This window comes from Daejeonella rubra, assembly GCF_900103545.1.
In the GTDB taxonomy this organism is placed as follows: Bacteria; Bacteroidota; Bacteroidia; order Sphingobacteriales; family Sphingobacteriaceae; genus Daejeonella; species Daejeonella rubra.
Window position 1 is genome coordinate 1 of sequence record NZ_FNHH01000020.1, and the last position, 20237, is coordinate 20237.

The following is a 20237-nucleotide window of genomic DNA, read 5'->3' on the forward strand; positions in this document are numbered from 1 at the left end:
ATTGCCCGTCTGCAAAAAGAAGCAGAAAAAATGGGTTGCACTTTACATATAAAAGTTGCTTGAAAATCAATAAGTTATAATCAATGTCATTATAATGAAAATCAGGAAAGGAATGTCCTCCTGACGAATTCAGGATATGTAATATTTTGGTTTTATACTATATCCAGATACCGTAGCGTATATTTATTCGTTATATTGAGCTTAGAATTATTTATTATAAAGTGAATTATGAATTTTATCAGTAAAATATTATACACCGCATCTCTTTTGACTCTTCCACTGTTTGCCCTGGCACAAAGTGACAAAGATGAAAAGCCAAAAGATAATTGGCAAAATCTTGATCTTAAAGATGATGGTGTTTTCGGAATCAGTACAGAAAAAGCTTACAAAGAACTACTTAAAGGAAAGAAGTCTACTCCTGTTATTGTAGCTATCATTGATGGTGGTATAGACGAGGAGCATGAAGATCTCAAAAAGATCATGTGGGTTAATACCAAAGAGATTCCTGCGAATGGAATTGATGATGATAAGAATGGTTATGTTGATGATATCAATGGATGGAATTTTATTGGATCCGCTAAGACCAATGTACACCATGATAATATGGAGCTGATTCGTTTGATAAATAAATATCAACCAAAATATGCTTCTGCCTTAAATTCAACTCCATTTAATGAAAAGGAGCGTAAGGAATTTCAATTGTATCAGAAATTAGTTACTGATTATATGGCTAAACTACAGTCAGCTCAGATGGGATTGCAGAATACAACCATGATAAAAAAATACCTCGATGAGATCACATCCAGTATGAACAATGTTAATCCTTCTGTGGATGACCTGAATACCTATAAACCATCTAATGATATGCAAAGTCAGGTAATTAAGTTTATTAAGCCTGAGCTTAAGAAGGATGATTTCAAGAAGTTTTATAAGGAATTATTAGACGGCATTAAATATTATGATGCCGAGGTTAAATATCATTTAAATGTTGATTTTGATCCCAGGAAGGATTCAGTTGGGGATGATTATTCTAATAGTAATGAGCGTATTTATGGTAATAATGATATTACAGGTCCCGATGCTGAGCATGGTACCCATGTGGCAGGTATAGTTTCAGCTATACGAACTAATGATATTGGAATAAGAGGTGTTGCAAATAGTGTTAAAATTATGGGAGTTCGTACAGTTCCTGATGGAGACGAACGTGATAAAGATGTAGCAAATGCAATTCGTTACGCAGTTGATAATGGTGCTAAGATCTTGAATATGAGTTTTGGTAAAGCCTATGCCTGGGATAAGAAGGTTGTAGATGAGGCCGTAAAATATGCGGTTTCTAAAGGTGTTCTCCTGGTTCATGCTGCCGGAAATGATTCCAAGAATACCGAAAAAGAAGACAATTTTCCTACCCGCTTGTTTACTGATAGTACTGGAGTGAATATGGGTACTGCTGAGGGCTGGATAGAAGTAGGAGCAACTGGTTGGACAAATGATGAAGACCTTGTAGCTACATTCTCTAATTTCGGTGGTAAAACTGTGGATGTATTTGCCCCGGGCGTGAAAATTAATTCAACAATGCCAGGTTCAACCTATAAAGAAAATGATGGTACCAGTATGGCTGCTCCGGTTGTTTCCGGATTAGCAGCCTTGATATGGTCGCATTATCCCCAATTCACAGCTTTGCAGGTAAAGGATATCATCATGAATTCTGTAACCAAGGTTGAACAGAAGGTCAAAATAAAGGAGGAGGGCGATAACAAAAGAGTCTTGCTTAGCGAAATTTCGGTGTCTGGTGGTGTTGTTAATGCTTATAATGCCTTAGTGTTAGCTGAAAAGACTAATTCAACTGCAAACGTAAAGTCAAAATAGATCATTCTTCTAAACTTTTTATTAAATAATCTGTTAACCGATTTAATGTAAAAAATCCGGTGTCCTTATTGGATACCGGATTTTTTATTGAAGCTATTTTCAATTGTTAATTAGCACCATCATTTTGTGCTCGTAGGATCGCATAATTGCCTACTTTCTTACCAACTTCCAGTCCAACTTCACAATCACTTCTATAGTGTATTGCTCCATATAATCTTGAGAATGATGCCTCCAGGGCCATCTCATTAAAAATATTGGACTTTTCAGGGATTAGGTGACCTAATATAGTTGCGGCTGCCCCGCTGAAAGTTGAATGTCCTGAAATATAGGATGGGAAGTTGGGCAGTCCCGTAAGTGTCTTAATTTCGGGATTGAGTTGCGAAGGTCGCGGATTAAAATAAGTAAACTTTGCATCCCAGCATACTATTGCTGCATCCATGAGAGACATATTTAACAGAGCGAGATTTCTTGCCCAGCGTGCTTCACTTAATTTTAATGGGATCATGTGTTCGGCTGCAATTGCATTCCAGTGTCCCGGAGGAGTGGAAGTTCCAACTCCATCTCCCCATAAATGTACCATTCGTATACGTTCTCTGTTAGGGTTCTTGCTGTAAAAAAGTACTTCTTCCAACTCCTTCCTGAAAGTTTCAGATTTGGTTGATGGCGGCGCTGCTGGTCTGATCTTCGTCACAACAGTAAGTGAATCAAATAAAAATGTTTTGATTCGTCCAAAATATGGCAACATTGGAGGACGAATAGGCGTTTCCTGGCTAATCCATGGGGTTTCTCCCTGTTGAATGGCAGCTAGTTCAAACTCTTTCCAAACATCTACTCCATTAACAATACCTGCAGCCGCTCCTGCACGATCAGTTCTGGCACGCTGTACATATTTTAATGCTACTGCTCGGCCTAATGCTTCACCGGCTTCAAGCTCATCGCGGACATTTGCACCGGATATAAGTCTGACTCTGCGATGCTCTTCAGCTTTTTGCTGGATAAAATCCTGCTCACCTGGGAATAGTAATTTTAAAAGTTCCACTGTTGTACCGATAACCACAGCATCCTCAGAAGGGTATGAATACAGTGTGCTTTTATTAGTTAGCGGACTAATTCGTGGATCAACTACATATGGAGCGTCGCGCTTATACCTTGTTTTATAGTAATGAGCCGAGATTAACGCATCATATTGTGCCGCACTCACATAAGCATAGGCTCTTGCTGCATAAGGTGGATTTGAGAATGGAAAGAATGGATATGCAAGCGGATTATTGGCATTTGGTAATGGATATACGCCATTTGTATCAGATACAGGTGGCAAATTGTATTTGGCTACAAGCTCGCGCATTATTTCATTCCATCTTAAAACGGCTCCTGCACTCCAGTAGTTGATAGATTTTTGTTCGGATTCGCTCAGCTTACCCTGCCAGGCTTTGATCTCATTGATTTGAGCTACATAGTCAGGGGAAGTGGTTGCTATAGGCGCTTGAACTGCAATTTCACTTGTAGAACTTAGTAAAATTGGTTTCCAATTGCCAGCATTGGCATCAGCATTTGTAGGGTTGAGTGCAGGTGCAAGAAGATTGGTTTCTTCAATATCTTTACTACAAGCTGCCAGCAGCAGGCAAGCAGCAAAAGTGAATAGGATGTATATTTGTTTCATAATTATTTCTTTTGATTTTTATCAGATTTTTTAGCTGACAGATTGAATATGTAAAATAAACCTGCCTGAACATTGGTCGATTTACCGACATTTCGGCCACTTATAGTAGTATTGGCTCCACCGATCAATGTTAAACCTTTTAGGTAAGATGGCTCATATTTCATATTGATCCCAGTGCGTGTCATATTCATGCGGTTAGACGGGAATGGCATATTGTTACGCGTAATATCAAAACCACCAAGGGTAGTCCAGTTATCAGCCACAGCTTCAACAACCCAGTATTTGCCTCTGTATCCCATACGTAGGTTTACCTGTGCCGCGTCTGGCATATAAACTTCATTGGAATAATGCATTTCAGTAGTATAGTATGAGCTTCTGTCGATCTCTATGTTACTACGATGCACATAAGTTCCGCTAACAGTTGCAGTCCAGACTCCCACCTGGTAATCGGCCATGCCACGTAATGAAAGATTCCTGCTTCTCAGTCCGATGGATAATGGCAGATAATCTGAAACATAATCGGAGCTTGGGATTGAATATCCTCCTATTCCGAATAATGACATGGTCCCTTTCCCAATTTGCTTTTTAACGGGTTTCCATTTGAGCCATATGGAAAGATCCTGCATTCCTTTGAAACCCTTCAATTGCCCTGCAGATGCCTGTGTTTTGATATATGGTAAATTGAAGATCACATTTAGCTTTGAACTGACACCCAGACTGCCCATTGGGCCGATCATATTAGTGGAAACCGTTCCCAGATTTGCATTTTCTCTTTTGAGAGTGCCCTCCCAGTATTCGTTCCAGTTACTGTTGCCGTACACAATTCCGGTGCAAAAAAGGTTTTTGCCCATCATGATGGCATCATTCTCAGTTTGCGCAGAAATCAAGAGCGGAGAACCTGATAATAGGAATATAAATAGTATGAGCTTACAGCTATAAGCAATATGCGTATGCAGGTAAGTCTGTTTTATTTGGTAAAACATAACATTAATTAAAATAAATAATTAGTTTAAATCAGCTTCTGTTTTTACTGATAGGGCAGTTGTAGGGTCGGAATTACCAATCAAATCCACAATTCATGAAATATGAATATCTATGAATTCATATTAATCATTGAAAAAATGATCTGCAGACTTTAAGTATAAAAACAGAAGCCATTAATTTTTGGTGTACACATCAATAGTTGCATACAATTTCTGAAAGGAATTTAAACCAATTCGGGGGGAGGGGAAGTAATACTGTAATAAGCAACAGTATTAGTTATTGAGGTTATCTTTCTTGCAGCTGAAAAAAGTTCATGGAAACTGCAGATTAATTTAGAGTAGTGCTGTAATTCATAATCACTTATCGTCTTTTTAACTGACAATGAGTTGGAAGTTTGTTTGTGGTTTTCAGGAGCTGCCTGTATTTCATTCATTAATTCAATGAAAGTGGATCTGGCATGGTGCAATTTTATCTTATTGGTATTCGGTATACAACGATAAATGATCCGGCCATTTTCATATTTGCGTTCCACAAATTTATAATAAACCCCATTAATCATGACCTCACCGTCAATCCTTTCGAAGTCAGTCATATCGGCTACATACGGTAAAATGACTTTAGCATCCAGCTCTATGATCTGGGTTGTATCATAGTCATTTTCATCCAATGCCTTCTCTAATTCCTGATCATAATGGGTTTCCAGAATATTAACCAATAGGTCAAAGCCATACCAGTTAAAACTGAGAACACTAATGAGAAATAAAGCAGCAAGGCTTTTCAGCATTTATAATATTTTTTATGCCTTTTCAGGCTATTAAAAAAAGTGATATAGATCACTTTTTAATGCAATATAAAAAATGATTGTTAGAAATGTTTAAATTTTTTAAATAGATTTTTTTGATGAAATGTCTGATTTTGTTTTCTATGTGATTGAATGAAAGGACGGAATGAAATATTTATCAGAATGAGATATTGTTTCCTGATTAAGGGAAGCGAATAGAGAAATCTGCCTGATGCAGGAATTCAGCAGTATATAATATCTGCAAAAATGATGAGACTTATTATCAAAATCTTAACTATAGCAGCGAAAATAAGATTGAAAATTAATCTAGTTCTGAAAATATTTAACAAACTTGTAAATTGAACTACCAGGAATGCTCTTGTTACAACGTGTTAATAATGGTATTTTTTGCTGGTTTTATATTGGAAGATTCAGTTAGTATTCGATTTTTAAAATGAAGAACAATCGCAGAGATTTTATCAGGCTTGCAGGAATGGCAGGTTTGGGTTTCACCGGAGTAAATATCCTTCCGGCTAATGCAGAAATTGCTGGTTCGGAGATTAACACATTGCCGGATGAAGTTATTCAGCCTTTCAATCGTTTCCCCAGGATGATGCAGGATCATTTTGAAAAAAGAGTAGGGTCTTTTGAAGAAAATTCTGCGAGAAAGCGTGCTTCCCTGAAGACAAAACAAGATGCTGAGAAATATATTCTTGACGTACGATCAAAAATCGCTCAATGTTTTGGGCCCTGGCCTGAAAAAACATCATTAAATGCCCGAATAACTGGCATTATTGAACGGGATACCTATAGAATAGAGAAAATTGTTTTTGATAGTCGGCCTGGTTTTCCAGTGACAGCTAATTTATATGTTCCTAAAGGACGAAAGTTTCCGCTTCCCGGAGTGATCGGGACCTGTGGCCATGGCGATCCTGGAAAGGCAACACCGATATATCAATCATTTGCCCAAGGACTTGCACGTCAGGGTTATGTGGTTTTGATTTTTGATCCGATCGGCCAGGGAGAACGTGTTCAATATTTGACTAAAGACCTAAAGCCAATTCATGGGATCGGGGTTTCTGAACATAATTATTCCGGCAAGCAAATGGTTCTTAACGGAGAGTCATTAAGCTCATGGTTTACGTGGGACTGTATTCGCTGTGTTGATTATTTACTGAGCAGGCCTGAAGTTGATTCGAAACATATTGGGGTAACAGGGAATTCAGGCGGTGGTACTCAAGCTACCTGGTTATGCGGAGCAGAGCCAAGGTTGACTATGGCAGCACCAAGCTGTTTTGTAGTTGGTTTTGAGCAGAATCTGAAAAATGAATTGCCGGCAGATATAGAACAATGCCCTCCGGGGGCAATAAGTCTGGGACTTGATCACCTTGATTTTATTGCTGCGATGGCGCCAAAACCAGTCATTCTACTGAGTCAGGAAAAGGATTTTTTTGATGTGCGTGGAGCACAAAAATCATATAATAAGCTCAAAAAACTCTATAAATTACTCGGAGCCGAAGATAATATTCAATTTTTTGCCGGTCCCGAATACCATGGTTTCTCAAAGCATAATCGGGAAGCCATGTATTCCTGGTTCAATAAAGTAACCGGAATATCTGATGCTAAATCAGAACCTGATCTAAAACTGGAAGAAATTGAATTGCTCTGGTGTACATCTCATGGTCAGGTTGGAGAGTCCGGTCCGCGAACGCTTGCTTCCTTTACAAAAGAAATTTCCCAGTCTTTGAATGCCAGGAGAGGAACTCCCAGGGGAGATGGCTTGAAAAAGCTCATTCAAACAGCTCTAAAACTTCCTTCCCGAATTGGTACGCCGGAGTATCGGATCCTAAGGACAGATTCAGGACGCCATTACCCGAAAAAATATGCTGCTACCTATGTTGTTGAGACTGAGGAAGGGATAACTTTACCTGTTTATCGCTTATCTGATACTGAACTGATCTCCAGACCTCCTGCCGGTATTAAACGGGCTGTTCTGTACGTTTCTCATCTTTCGGCTGATAATGAATTACGTCAGGAGTCTTTTTTGAGAGAACTTATACTTTCAGAACCAGCTTCTGCGGTTTATGCATGCGATGTACGTGGGATAGGAGAATCTAAACCAAATACCTGTGGCGATGATTTTTTCGGGTCCTATGGCAATGACTATTTTTATGCAGCGCATGGCATCATGCTGAATTCTCCATATACCGGACAAAAAACATTCGATCTGCTTCGTATCATTGATTGGCTTATTTCCTGCGGACATGAAGAAATACACCTTGCAGCGAAGGGCTGGGGCACAATTCCTGCAACATTTGCTGCTGTAATATCAGAAAATGTTAAACAGGTCACCTTTAAAAATGCGTTGAGCAGTTATTCCGAAATTGCAGAAAATGAAGAATTTAACTGGCCACTTTCAACCTTGCTGCCGGGAGTTCTGAAACACTTCGATCTTCCTGATTGTTATCGTGAGCTTGGCCGGAAAAAATTGATTCAAATTGAATCCATGGGAGCAGTGGGTGTGTCTTAACCGTTTCATTATTTCTTAGGAAAGAGGTTAAATACTCCTCCAGTGAAATTATATGCTTAGATAAAGTTGTGATTATTCTATTAGCCTACTGATTTTCAAACTTTTAATTCCTTTACATTTATCTGCTTAATAAATATAATGGATGAAATATTTGCAAAATAAAAAAATACCGTGTTTCTTTAGAAATTAAACTTTTTCTTAATTATAGAATTTATGAAACATCTTTACTTGATTTTTGTATTCCTTCTCTTTACCGTTCAAGCTTGGGCGGATAAAAGTCTTACAATTATTTGCAGTCCGAGTGAAGCTACAATTTATAAAGTGGGTTCTGATAAAAAGGAAATAAATATAGGAACAGGAAGTGCCATGATTAAGATTGATAAAGATGAGCCGATTACAATTGTGGTTCGTCTGGATGGATATAAGCCCTTTTCCAAGACCTATATAAATTCTAAAAGTGTCACTCTGCCTAAGGAGGATCGCATTGTTCTGGATACCCGGCTCGTGCGGGTAAATGCACAGCCTTATGATGCAAAGATATATATTGAAGGGGCTGTTCAGTCTGCCAGTACAGCTTGGGTTGAGGTTAGAAAAGATGCCACTGTAACCGTAGAAGTGAAGAAGCCTGGTTTTTTTACCAAGTTTAAAACCTACCATAACAGACAGGGTATGGATGTGCCGCCGATAGATGAAGTAATTGCTCTTACTGACAGGTCTATGTTTGTCAAGACTGTTCCGTCTGATGTTCAGGTGATTGTGAATGGTAAGGCAATTGGGGATAGTAATGCTGAAGTCGTTATTCCGGTGCAGACCTGCATAACTGTACAATATGTAAAGGAAGGATTTGTTACCATTGAGAAGCAATATTGTGCCAAGGATGGCCAGCCTTTACCACCTTTAACTGAGAATATAATACTTAAAGACCGTCTTGTTGCGGTTAGAACAACACCTGAGGATGCTACTATAAAAATAGATGGCCGTGTGATGGGTACGGGAGAATACAAAGTTAGGATACCTTTTGGGCAGTGTGTGGAGGTAATTGTTGAAAAAGCAGGATTTGTTCCATCAAAAAAGAACTATTGTAATGAAGATGGAGTTCAGCCTCCGCCCGTTTCAGAACATTTGATTTTAGCTGTTGATGAGGCATTTACCAGTTCAGTTCAAAGCGATCAGGCTAATATTAACTTTACAATTGAAACCGGCAGACCTGAAGAAGAGGCCTGGAAGATCCTGAGCCAGATTACAATGAACTATTTTGATAATATTGAACTGGCAGACAGAGAGACAGGGTATGTTCGGACTAGTTGGAACGTGAAAAATTTCTTGAACAATACAATCAGAACAAGAATAATAGTGAAGCAGGCTGACATATTACCATTAAAATACACGATTAAATTAGTCAGCGAATACAGTGGTAATGCAAAAACAAGTGTGAAGGAAGACGAATCTTTTACGCCATGGGACAGAATCCTGAATACATATAAAGATGTGATTTCTGAATTTCAGTCGAGACTAAAGTAATTCAGAACTTTGATTAAAATCTGCTGTTCGATATTTTATGCAAAGGATGTCGGATAGCAGTTTTTAGGGCTTACCTATTTTAGGTAAAAACGCTGCGACAAATATACGTTCAGTTAAAAAGCGACAGAAGATCAGAAAAAAAATAGGAAAAACAAGGCTATTTGAGTACGATTATTTTCCTTTTGTCATCAGATACATGAACCAGATACCAACTATCACGATAAAAGCCAGGACATAAAGTCCAATTTTGCCTTTGCGTTTATCCTGACGCATCACCCAGATCAATAATCCTGTTAAAGGTATTAAGAAGACTAAAAAGAATATAATACTTGCTGCGCTCATAATTTTTGTAGATCGTAAATCTCGTGTTTTATAATTTATAACAACGAATGAAAATAATTAAAACTGCATTCGGGCCAAAGGAGCAATATCCTGACCAACAAAATCCTGCTTAATAAATTTATAGTGCCCCGCAATTGCAATCATTGCTGCATTATCAGTGCAATATTCAAACTTTGGAATATAAACTTTCCAGTTTAGGTCAGCGGCTGACTCATTTAAGGCCGTTCTTAGCCCGGAATTAGCAGATACTCCACCTGCAATTGCGATACTGTGTATATTATATTGAGCAGATGCCTTCTTAAGCTTATTCAATAATATGGAAATGATCCTTTCCTGTACAGAAGCACAAACATCGAAAAGATTATTCTTTAAAAAATCCTGATCTTCTTTTATCCTATCCCGCACAAAATACATGATCGATGTTTTGAGTCCGCTAAAACTAAAATCCAGTCCTTGGATCTGTGGTTCAGGAAATTTATATGCATGTTTATTCCCTTGCTTAGCATATTTATCAATTAGTGGACCACCCGGATAAGGTAAACCAAGAAGTTTAGCTGTTTTATCAAATGCTTCCCCTGCGGCATCATCAGTTGTCTGACCCACGATTTCCATGTCAAAATAGTCTCTGACAAGGACTATCTGCGTATGTCCTCCTGAAACAGTTAGGCATAAAAATGGAAAAGAAGGTTTATCCTCACCAATAAAATGGGCAAGAATATGTGCCTGCATGTGATTTACCTCAATCAACGGAAGCCCCCTTGCAAGTGCAAAAGCCTTTGCGAAAGATGTACCCACTAAAAGAGAGCCTAATAATCCAGGTCCGCGGGTAAAAGCTACAGCATCAATCTCATTTTTATGTATTTTTGCATCAGAAATTGCCTGATGAACGGCGGGAATTATATTTTGCTGATGAACCCTGGAGGCTAATTCAGGAATTACACCGCCATAATTTTGATGGACAAGCTGGCTGGCAATAATATTGGAGCGAATTTTGCCATCAACACATATTGCTGCAGAGGTATCGTCACAGGAAGATTCAATGCCTAAGATGATTGCCAAAACTATAGAGTAAGATTGTTATAGATCATATAAAAAACAAATTTATCAAAAAAGCACTAAAAATAACCCTTTGGATACTGGCAACATTTTTATTGCTGCTCATTCTACTTATTTTCTCTCTGCAATATAAGCCTGTACAAACTTATATTGCTAAAAAAACAGCGGAATACCTTTCCACAGAGCTGAATACAAAAGTGTATGTTGGAGGGTTATATATTAAACCATTCAAATCGCTGGTTCTCGACACTTTATATGTTGAAGATCGGGAAAAAGACACCCTGTTATTCTCACCCAAATTTACTGTGGATCTGAATTTCGTATCCCTGAAACTGAGAAAGATCTCGGTTAATACCATACAAATGGACAATGGGAAAATATATTTGAAGAAATATAAGGACCAAACCACAAATCTCGCTTTCATTATCAATTATTTCGATACCGGCAAAAAAACACCTAAAAAGAAAACAGGTAAACCCTTTGATGTTATTTTAAATAAAATTGTACTTAACAATATCGCTTTCAAATACAAGAACTTCAATAACACCAAGCCTGTCAATGGAATAAATTTTAACGATATCTATTTAAGTAATTTCAGCAGTACAGTTCTTGATCTGGATACCAAAAAGCATTTGGTTAAAATGGGGGTAAAAAACATGACCTTCAGAGAAAAAAGCGGCTTTTATTTGAAGAGCCTGACTACCAATGCGACAATAGATAAAGATCAAATGGAGTTCAGGGATCTTTTGCTTGAAACACCAGACAGTAAACTAAGTGATTATTTACAGTTAAAGTATTCAACTTTTAAAGATTTCGGGCAGTTCGTCAGTAAAGTTTATCTGAAAACAGATTTCAGGAATACCAAATTAAACAGTTCTGACATAGCCTATTTTTCGCCGAATCTGGCAAAATCATCCGTTATTCTGCAGCTTAACGGTAAGGTATCCGGATATGTAAATGACCTTAAGGCGAAGGGGCTGATCATTCAAAGCGGACAGGCAACCTATGTAAAAGGAGATTTTTCAATAAAGGGCCTTCCATTAATGAAACAAACATTAATGGACCTGAATTTTGAGCAGGTATCAACAAATAAGAAGGATATTGATTTAATTCTGGCCCGTGCAACAGGTTCAAAAAAATCTATTATTCCTGAATTTGCAAACAAATTAGGCACCATTAACTTCAAAGGAAGGTTTACCGGATTTATCAATGATTTCATATCCTTCGGCGAGTTTAAAACAAAAGCTGGCCGACTGGTAACTGATATCAACATGAAGATCGGTAAAAATTCTGTTCCTGCCTATAATGGAACAATAAAGGCTTATGATTTCAACATCGGCGATGTGTTTGGTCGCAGTGATCTTGGGAGAACTACACTTTCAGCAACTATTTCCGGTAAGGGATTTAAGTTCAACAGCTTGCAGGAAAAGATTAAAACAGACATTAAATATTTTGACTATAATGGATACCGGTACAGTAATATAGATGTAGATGGCAGCTTTATCAATAAGATATTCAATGGGCAGATCAAGGTTGACGACAGCAATCTGGATCTTGATTTTGACGGCAATATTAATCTTAATCCAGAAAGGCCCATCTTTAATTTTCATGCGGTAGTCAGGGGTGCAAATCTGCACAAGCTGAATTTCGTGAAGGATACCGTTCAGATAGATGCAGAATTAAATACTAATTTTTCAGGCTCTAATCTTGAAAACATTGAAGGTACTGTTGCGATCAACAGAATTCAGTTAACTAATCCCAAAAATTCTTTCATTGTTGATTCTGTCAATTTGAGGGCTATCGGAACCGGATCACAGCGTTCGCTAAATATAGGTTCTGATATACTCGATGCCAGCATCAAGGGACAATATGATTTGAAAACCTTACCGTCCTATTTTAAATCAGTTGCCAACAGGTATATCCCCTCACTGGGATTAAAATACGTAACTCCGGGAAAGCAGGATTTTGAATTCAGTTTAAACATCAAGTATTTTGATCCGATCAGTATGTTATTGATTCCTGACCTGAAGATTCCGGAACAGGCAAACTTTAATGGAAAATTTGTGTCATCTGAGAACATTGCTAATCTGAATGGATTTATTAAGCTGATTCAATACAAAAAAATAAAGATCAATGACCTGATCATAGATGAAGGAACAACAGATAATGCCATGAACCTGTTCATTACCTCTGACAGAATTGATATTTCCGACAGCCTGTATATCAAAAATGTCAACATTGCGAATATCCTAAGAAATGATAGCTTAAGCCTCAACATTAAACTTTCTGACAAAAATGCTACTAACCAGCTGGATTTAAACTCATTGGTTGAATTTAAAACGGAAGGAGAAGAAAGGATTCGCTTAAGTGTTTTACCTTCTGATGTAATTATTAACAGGGAGGTTTGGAAAATACAGGAAAAAGTTAGTTTTAGCTTCGACGAAGGAAGAGAAAAAGACCAGGCATTTAGTTTATTAAGAAGGACAAAAATTACCGGCTTTGAGCTTTTCAAGGACAATCAGATGTTGACCATTGATGGGATAATATCTAAAAACCCTGAAGATAAATTGCTGGTAGGTTTCAATACGTTCAAGCTAACTACATTCAATTCCCTAACTAAACCTATGGGGATTACATTAGGAGGTACCCTGAACGGAGAAGCAACTCTTTCAGGACTGGGAGGAACGCCCAATTTAGAAGCCGGGATCAAGATCGATAGTCTCAATTATAACAAAATAGCCATTGGAGACCTGAATATGACTGCAGGGCTTGATAATTCAACAAAGCTCATCAACGTAAAAATGGACATTGTGAATCAGGGCAAAACCACTCTTGATATAGACGGCACTTATAATGCAAATAGTGACCAGAATAGTCTCGACATGAAGGTTCAGATGAACGATAATGAGGTAATTCTGTTTCAACCATTATTGAAGAACCTGGTTTCAAACATGTATGGCAAGGTATCAGCTGAACTTACAGTAACTGGAAAACTTAATAATCCAAAGATTAACGGAGGCCTGTCTCTAAATGAAGCAGGAATGACCGTGAATTACCTGAAAACTCCTTATAAAATAACAGACAAAGTTGAAGTTGAGAACAGTGTGATCAAACTGACAAACCTCAAATTAAGAGACATTAATAATAATGAGGCTATTGCCAATGGAACTGTTGATATGGCCAATCCCAATAATCCGGAGATCCATATAAACCTTCAGGCTAATAACTTCATGGCCTTAAATACTACTTCCAAAGACAATCCACTTTATTATGGAGTGGCTTTTGGTACCGGATCATTTAGCTTTAATGGCCCCACAAATGATATGCGGATAATAATAAACGCTAAAACTGAGGCCGGAACAATTTTTAACATACCCCTTAACTCATCTGCTACGGTTAGTAAAACTGATTTTATAACTTTTGTAGCTAAGGATTCATCATTAAACAAGCCAAAAGAGACTTCCTTTAAAGGACTTACGATGGACTTCGATCTGCAGGTTGATGAAGATACAGAGGTTAATATTTTTACGGATCTGGGTAGGTTATCCGGACGCGGACAGTCGCAGCTCAGTTTGAATATTACAAGTCTTGGTGACTTTGAGATGTATGGAGATTACCTGATCAGCAGCGGAAAGTTCCAGTTTACTGCCCAGGATTTTATTAATAAACTCTTTAAGATCAGTGAGGGAGGATCTATCCGATGGACAGGAAATCCTGTGGAAGCTGCTATTAATCTGAAGGCCCTTTACGAGGTTCGTGCAAGTATTGGCCCGCTATATTTAGCTGCAGGACGGCCAACCCAAGATAACCAAAAAGTTGCTGCAGAAGCGGTAATGAATCTAAGCGGTCCACTACTAACTCCTAATATTGCATTCGACATAAATTTCCCTGCAAATGCGTACATCAAAGATGAACTTCAATCCTATCTGAGTGATGTTAACAATACCAATCAGCAGGCTTTGAGCTTAATTGTAAGGCGCTCATTTGCAGGAAGTTCAGAGCAAAGCGATGGCATTGGAGGTATTGCTACCTCAACATTTATCAGCGCTGGATCTGAATTATTCTTTAATCAGCTCAATACCATTCTAACTCAATCCTTGAACCTGAATTTTGTAGATCTGAATATTCGTTCTTTTAATGAAGCCAGTGCATCCTTCCGCTTTTTGAATGACCGTTTGATTCTGACAGGTGGTGTTACTGACAGAACAAACAATACCAGGACCTTTTCCGACTTTTCTGTAATTGGAGGAGGAACAGAAGTTGCCCGTGATGTTGAAGCATTATATCTGATCAAAAAGAATGGAGACCTTGTACTCCGGGCATCAAACAGACTTAATAACCGAAGTTTCCTGAGCAACCTTTCTAATAATGATTACGTTAGCGCAATAGGATTGGTTTATCGGAGGGATTTCGATAGCTTTAAGGAACTCCTTGGTATTCTTATTGGAAACAAGAGAAAAGAAGAACGCGAAAAGGCGGATGAAAAACCTGTTCAGGACATCAATGCTATTAAACCTGAAGAGCCAGAGCTCAAAAAAGAATAAAAATTAAATGTTTTTCATGATGGTATGACCCATCTTATCCCGTTTTGTTTTCAGGTAAAGCTCATTATGGATATTGGACTTTATTTCAATCGGAATGTTGGAAACCACCTCTAAGCCATAGCCAATCAAACCGGAACGTTTGGTAGGATTGTTTGACATCAGCCTCATTTTCTTAATACCAAGACTTCTTAATATTTGTGCCCCAATCCCATAATCGCGCTGATCCATTGGGAATCCCAATTGCAAATTGGCATCTACAGTATCCACTCCGTTTTCCTGAAGATTATAAGCATGCAGCTTGTTGATAAGCCCAATACCACGACCTTCCTGATTCATATAGATGATCACGCCTTTACCTTCTTTCTCGATCATCTCCATTGCTTTATGAAGCTGAGGGCCACAATCACAACGGCATGAACCAAAAATATCACCGGTAATGCATGAACTATGGACTCTTACAAGAACCGGTTCATCTTCTTCCCAGCTACCTTTTATCAAGGCAAGATGCTGGTCACCGGTAGTTATCTGAGTATAAGCAACCATTTCAAAATCACCCCATTGAGTAGGTAATTTAACAGAAACTTCTTTTTTTATCAGGGACTCTGTTTTTAACCTGTAAGAGATCAGATCCTTAATACTTATTATTTTAAGGTCAAATTGCTTTGCAATGATCAGAAGATCCGGCAATCTTGCCATTTCTCCATCATTCTTCAATATTTCAACCAAAACACCTGCAGGCTCAAGCCCCGCCATAGCAGCAAGATCAACTGCTGCCTCAGTATGCCCTGCTCTGCGCAGAACTCCGCCATGCTTGGCTATTAAAGGAAATATATGACCAGGTCGGCCCAGTTCTTCAGGACTGGTTTTAGGATCGATAAGTGCAAGTATAGTTTTTGAACGATCCGAAGCTGAGATACCGGTAGTACATCCATGCCCGATCAGATCCACAGAAACAGTAAAGTTTGTTTCAAAAGCTGCAGTATTATTGCCAACCATCAGGTCCAGTCTCAACTCTTTACACCGCTCTTCAGTTAAAGGAGCACAGATCAATCCCCGGCCATGAGTAGCCATAAAGTTTATTATTTCCGGCGTTGCGTTAGAGGCTGCTGTTAAAAAATCACCCTCATTCTCTCTGTCCTCATCATCAACAACAATAATAACCTTACCGTCTTTAATATCGTTTATTGCTTCTTCAATTGTATTAAACATAATTTTTGGCTTGTTTGGCAGGCGGTTTCAGAATGGATAAAAAAAATTAATCATTATCTGAGCAATGCGACCGCTGTAATCAGGCCGCAAATTTAAGTATTTTTTTGCACCTAAGATTTCATATCGACCTAAATACGTCAATGCTTTGCAATAAAAATTCATCTATCTATTCCTGGGTCTTTGCGAAAAGTCGTTTGAACCAGCGCTTATAAAAATCAAGATCAAAAAGTGCTGAGTCAACAGTTGCCTTATAAGTAAGAAAAATCCCTAAAGGTGTCAAGGCAAAGATGGCGATCCACATTCCTATAAATGGGGTAAGGGTACCTTCCTTAACTGATTTTTCTCCAATGGTTGAGATGATATGATAGAGCAGGAAAAATAATACTGACATTACAACAGGCAATCCCAAGCCTCCCTTTCGGATAATAGCGCCCAATGGTGCTCCGATAAAGAAAAGAACGAGACAAGACATAGCCAGTGTGAATTTTCTGTTTAATTCTATTAAAAAACCCCGCATGCGTATCTCATTATCATCAATAAACAATTCCTTCCGGCTTAAAATATCTTTAATAGATCTGATCTGATCCTTTGCTGTCTGAACTGATTGGATTCTTTTATCAACAGGAACCAGTTCTAAAACATTTTTATACTTTTTAATGATTTTTACCGGTCCTTTCGGATTCAAAGAGTCGGTACGGTAAGTTCGGGCAAGCATAGTAAGATCTCTATAAGTTGACCTCAAATTACTATCCCCTTTCAATTCAAAAGAATCCCTGTAAAAATTAAGCTGCCTTAAATTGAGCATGGCATAATTTGATTTAAAGAGGTCTTCGTCAGTCCGCTTTAACTGGAAACCCGACAGATCAAATTTTTGCTCTGTTTCCTTAAATTCCGTCCGCATTAGTCTTTGTCTGGGATTATAGGTTCCGGCAGTTCCGGGGGTTTCCTCATAGCGTTTCCCATTCTTGAGCTTCAGAACAAGAAGCTGATCATCATCTGTGATAAACATTTGACCTTCTTTGGCCATCAGCGTATTCACATTACCGCTGGTTGTATTTCGTTCATAAATAAGAACGTCATGCAGGGTTTGATCAGGATCTTTTTTCTTTACACGAATTGAATATCCGGGAATACTGTTATTGAAGATTCCCTCCTTTATAAGGAAGGCGGCCTTTTGATTACGGACATCATATAATAAGGATCCCATTTTCAGGTTGGCAACAGGAAGCATATAATCAGAGAAGAGAAAGGCGCCCACACTCAGCATACTCACGCCAATTATTAGAGGCATCATCGCTCTTTGCAGGGAGATGCCTGCAGATTTAATGGCCACGAGCTCGTAATTTTCACCGAGGCTGCCAAATGTCATTATTGAGGATAGAAGTATGGCAAGAGGAAGCGCCATAGCAACGTTCGTTGCTGATGCATACATCAGCAACTCAAGAATTACATACCACTCAAAGCCCTTTCCAATCAGATCATCGATGTATTTAAATAAAAATAACATCAACAAAATGAACATGACAATGAAAAATGTAACAATAAAAGGCCTTATAAAGGCCTTAAACACTAATAAGTGTACTTTCTTCACAGGTATAAAAATAGAGAAAATTTATCTCTATGCCCCTAATACGCTAATCAAATATTGAATCTGATTATCCCATATGAGTTTACGGTCCTGAATTGCATCTTCAGGTGCGAAATCAGTTATTGAAAGAGCAACGTCATTGGTTAGTTCGTCCTGAACGATCTCCATCTCAAAATAACAATGAGGTTCATCGTCCAGCCACTTAAACTTAACCAGTTTATTTTCTTTGATAGATAGCAATTTTGCTTTTTGCTGATCCCCATCCCAGGTAAATGTATAAACCTGATCTCTGTAGGTTACATCGTCTGCAAACCATTGAGCCAAGCCATTGGGCTCATTTAAAAAGCCAAACAATATTTTAGGAGATGATTTTACCTCATATTCGACATTGAACTTTATCTTTTCTGCCATTCCTTTATTTATTTTACATCGCTTGGCGACTTTTTTTTAGCATTAGTTTCTAAAGAAAAGTAATTTCCTCTATATTTGCAACTCTGTTTTGAAAGGCAGCGTTGTTTGAATTATCTAACGGCAAAAACATTCGGATTAATTTCCGGATCCGACCTAAGATAAATCATTAATACACAGCAAACAAGACAAATCCGGCGGGGTATACGCCCAAAGGCGGAGCAGGATTCATATCCGCCCGGGGCTGACGGAGTTTGATAATTGATGTGAAATAAATATAGTACGGCGGGGTATCCGCCCAAAGGCGGAGCAGGATTCATATCCGCCTGTGGCGGACGGAGTTTGATAATAGATGTGAAATAAATATAGTACGGCGGGGTATCCGCCCAAAGGCGGAGCAGGATTCATATCCTGCCCGGGGCGGACGGAGTTTGATAATTGATATGAAATAAATATAGACGGCGGGGTATCCGCCCAAAGGCGGAGCAGGATTCATATCCGCCCGGGGCTGACGGAGTTTGATAATTGATATGAAATAAATATAGTACGGCGGGGTATCCGCCCAAAGGCGGAGCAGGATTCATATCCGCCCGGGGCTGACGGAGTTTGATAATTGATGTGAAATAAATATAGTACGGCGGGGTAGCTCAGATGGTTAGAGCGCAGGATTCATAACCCTGAGGTCGGCAGTTCGATCCTGCTCCCCGCTACGTAGAGAGGCCCTTTTTGGGCCTTTCTTAGTTTAAGCTACTTCTTGTGCGCCAATTATTCTCCAAACCTAATATTTAAGAATTCCACTATAATTATATTACAGTTTGCAGAGGTAGATTTAATTTATGTTTACTGTTTATGTACTGCACTGCCCATCTTATAATAAAATCTATATAGGGTTTACATCTGATCTGGAGAGCAGGTTGAAATCACACAACATATTTGCGTCCAAAGGATGGACTATAAAGTTCAGGCCATGGGTCTTGATTTACACAGAAGAATATACAAGTAAAGCTGAAGCAATGAAAAGAGAAAAAAACTTTAAGGGTGCAAAAGGACGTGCTGAGATTTGGAATATGATTAAGCTGCGGAAAGACAATTAAAAATCCCATGATTCATACCCACCCAGAGCGGACAGCTTTCTCCCGATAGCTATCGGGACTACTCCCCGCTAATACTGAAGACCCTTTTCAGGAACTTTTATAATTAAGCTAATTTGCCACCAACCAGGGGCCAGAAAGGCACACAGAACCCCTTATTAAAGAACCAGCCAGCAGATCTTCAATTCATTTTTTCGAATTTATCCACCGTCATTGAGAGAATACTGTCATCCGACTCATTTTTTACAACGTGGAGATTAACCCTGCCTTCTTTTCCTTCAATGGTAAGTGTGTAATCCCAATCATTCAATTTTGCCTTAATTACGCTTTTTCCTTCTTTATAAGGTACCGTCCAATTGCAGGACTGAGAAACGATCTTCAGTTCACCCCTGTCCACACCGTCTATATTGAGCATAATAGCTGTCTTAGAAAACCTGAGTACGGTTCTTTCATCCTTTACCCCAATCGGTTCTCCGGATGGATCTGCCAGATTTGTTTTTGATGTGTTTAGCATTGCATTCTCTTCGCATTGCGCGAAAGTGCTTAATGTCCCTGTAAGGGAAATAAATAAGGTGATTATTATACTTTTCATATTTTTAATTTTCTGCTTGTTTAAATTTTTTAAGGATTTCAAACTTATTGACCGATTAATACTTC

At 38.5% G+C, this 20237-nt stretch carries 14 protein-coding genes and 1 tRNA gene; 6 read left to right on the plus strand and 9 right to left on the minus strand.

Annotation, left to right across the window (positions count from 1 at the left end):
• The first annotated feature begins 228 nt into the window (after positions 1-228).
• Complete coding sequence (locus BLR27_RS13050; RefSeq protein ID WP_090705564.1) at positions 229-1866, plus strand: S8 family peptidase; 1638 nt, start codon at positions 229-231, stop codon at positions 1864-1866.
• Positions 1867-1972: 106 nt separating this feature from the next.
• On the opposite strand, the gene BLR27_RS13055 is transcribed toward BLR27_RS13050, so the two are convergent.
• The 3 genes from BLR27_RS13055 to BLR27_RS13065 all read right to left on the minus strand — a co-directional run bounded on the left by BLR27_RS13055 (position 1973) and on the right by BLR27_RS13065 (position 5294).
• Complete coding sequence (locus BLR27_RS13055; RefSeq protein WP_090705566.1) at positions 1973-3526, minus strand: phosphatase PAP2 family protein; 1554 nt, start codon at positions 3524-3526, stop codon at positions 1973-1975.
• Positions 3527-3528: 2 nt separating this feature from the next.
• Positions 3529-4509 carry a hypothetical protein gene (locus BLR27_RS13060; RefSeq protein ID WP_221406341.1) on the minus strand — a complete coding sequence of 327 codons (981 nt, stop codon included), beginning with the start codon at positions 4507-4509 and terminating at the stop codon, positions 3529-3531.
• A 224-nt stretch (positions 4510-4733) separates the two neighbouring features.
• Positions 4734-5294, minus strand: a complete 561-nt coding sequence (locus tag BLR27_RS13065) for a hypothetical protein (protein ID WP_090705567.1) — start codon at positions 5292-5294, stop codon at positions 4734-4736.
• Positions 5295-5745: 451 nt separating this feature from the next.
• Between BLR27_RS13065 and BLR27_RS13070 the strand changes: the two genes are divergently transcribed.
• Both BLR27_RS13070 and BLR27_RS13075 read left to right on the plus strand, forming a co-directional pair.
• On the plus strand, positions 5746-7821 hold the full coding sequence (locus BLR27_RS13070; protein WP_176767703.1) for an alpha/beta hydrolase family protein: 2076 nt from the start codon (positions 5746-5748) through the stop codon (positions 7819-7821).
• Positions 7822-8034: 213 nt separating this feature from the next.
• Positions 8035-9342, plus strand: coding sequence for a hypothetical protein (locus tag BLR27_RS13075; protein ID WP_090705571.1), 1308 nt, complete (start codon positions 8035-8037; stop codon positions 9340-9342).
• Positions 9343-9513: 171 nt separating this feature from the next.
• Here BLR27_RS13075 and BLR27_RS18545 read toward each other — a convergent pair whose 3' ends face one another.
• Both BLR27_RS18545 and tsaD read right to left on the minus strand, forming a co-directional pair.
• Positions 9514-9684 carry a hypothetical protein gene (locus BLR27_RS18545; RefSeq protein WP_176767704.1) on the minus strand — a complete coding sequence of 57 codons (171 nt, stop codon included), beginning with the start codon at positions 9682-9684 and terminating at the stop codon, positions 9514-9516.
• A gap of 57 nt (positions 9685-9741) precedes the next feature.
• Positions 9742-10743, minus strand: coding sequence for a tRNA (adenosine(37)-N6)-threonylcarbamoyltransferase complex transferase subunit TsaD (gene tsaD, locus BLR27_RS13080; RefSeq protein ID WP_090705572.1), 1002 nt, complete (start codon positions 10741-10743; stop codon positions 9742-9744).
• A 92-nt stretch (positions 10744-10835) separates the two neighbouring features.
• Between tsaD and BLR27_RS13085 the strand changes: the two genes are divergently transcribed.
• Positions 10836-15284 (plus strand): translocation/assembly module TamB domain-containing protein, encoded by a 4449-nt coding sequence (locus tag BLR27_RS13085; protein WP_245704513.1) that lies wholly within the window; start codon positions 10836-10838, stop codon positions 15282-15284.
• A 3-nt stretch (positions 15285-15287) separates the two neighbouring features.
• On the opposite strand, the gene BLR27_RS13090 is transcribed toward BLR27_RS13085, so the two are convergent.
• From BLR27_RS13090 to BLR27_RS13100, 3 genes are all read right to left on the minus strand, one after another.
• Positions 15288-16493, minus strand: a complete 1206-nt coding sequence (locus BLR27_RS13090) for a bifunctional 3,4-dihydroxy-2-butanone-4-phosphate synthase/GTP cyclohydrolase II (RefSeq protein ID WP_090705576.1) — start codon at positions 16491-16493, stop codon at positions 15288-15290.
• 166 nt (positions 16494-16659) lie between these two features.
• Positions 16660-18084 carry an LptF/LptG family permease gene (locus BLR27_RS13095; protein ID WP_090705577.1) on the minus strand — a complete coding sequence of 475 codons (1425 nt, stop codon included), beginning with the start codon at positions 18082-18084 and terminating at the stop codon, positions 16660-16662.
• 27 nt (positions 18085-18111) lie between these two features.
• Positions 18112-18492: an START-like domain-containing protein gene (locus tag BLR27_RS13100; protein ID WP_090705579.1), complete on the minus strand. Its 381-nt coding sequence runs from the start codon at positions 18490-18492 to the stop codon at positions 18112-18114.
• A gap of 633 nt (positions 18493-19125) precedes the next feature.
• On the opposite strand from BLR27_RS13100, the gene BLR27_RS13105 reads away from it, so the two are divergent.
• A tRNA-Met gene (locus tag BLR27_RS13105) sits at positions 19126-19199 on the plus strand.
• Positions 19200-19325: 126 nt separating this feature from the next.
• Complete coding sequence (locus BLR27_RS13110; RefSeq protein ID WP_090705581.1) at positions 19326-19583, plus strand: GIY-YIG nuclease family protein; 258 nt, start codon at positions 19326-19328, stop codon at positions 19581-19583.
• 178 nt (positions 19584-19761) lie between these two features.
• On the opposite strand, the gene BLR27_RS13115 is transcribed toward BLR27_RS13110, so the two are convergent.
• Positions 19762-20172, minus strand: a complete 411-nt coding sequence (locus BLR27_RS13115; RefSeq protein ID WP_143007750.1) for a hypothetical protein — start codon at positions 20170-20172, stop codon at positions 19762-19764.
• Positions 20173-20237 lie beyond the last annotated feature (65 nt).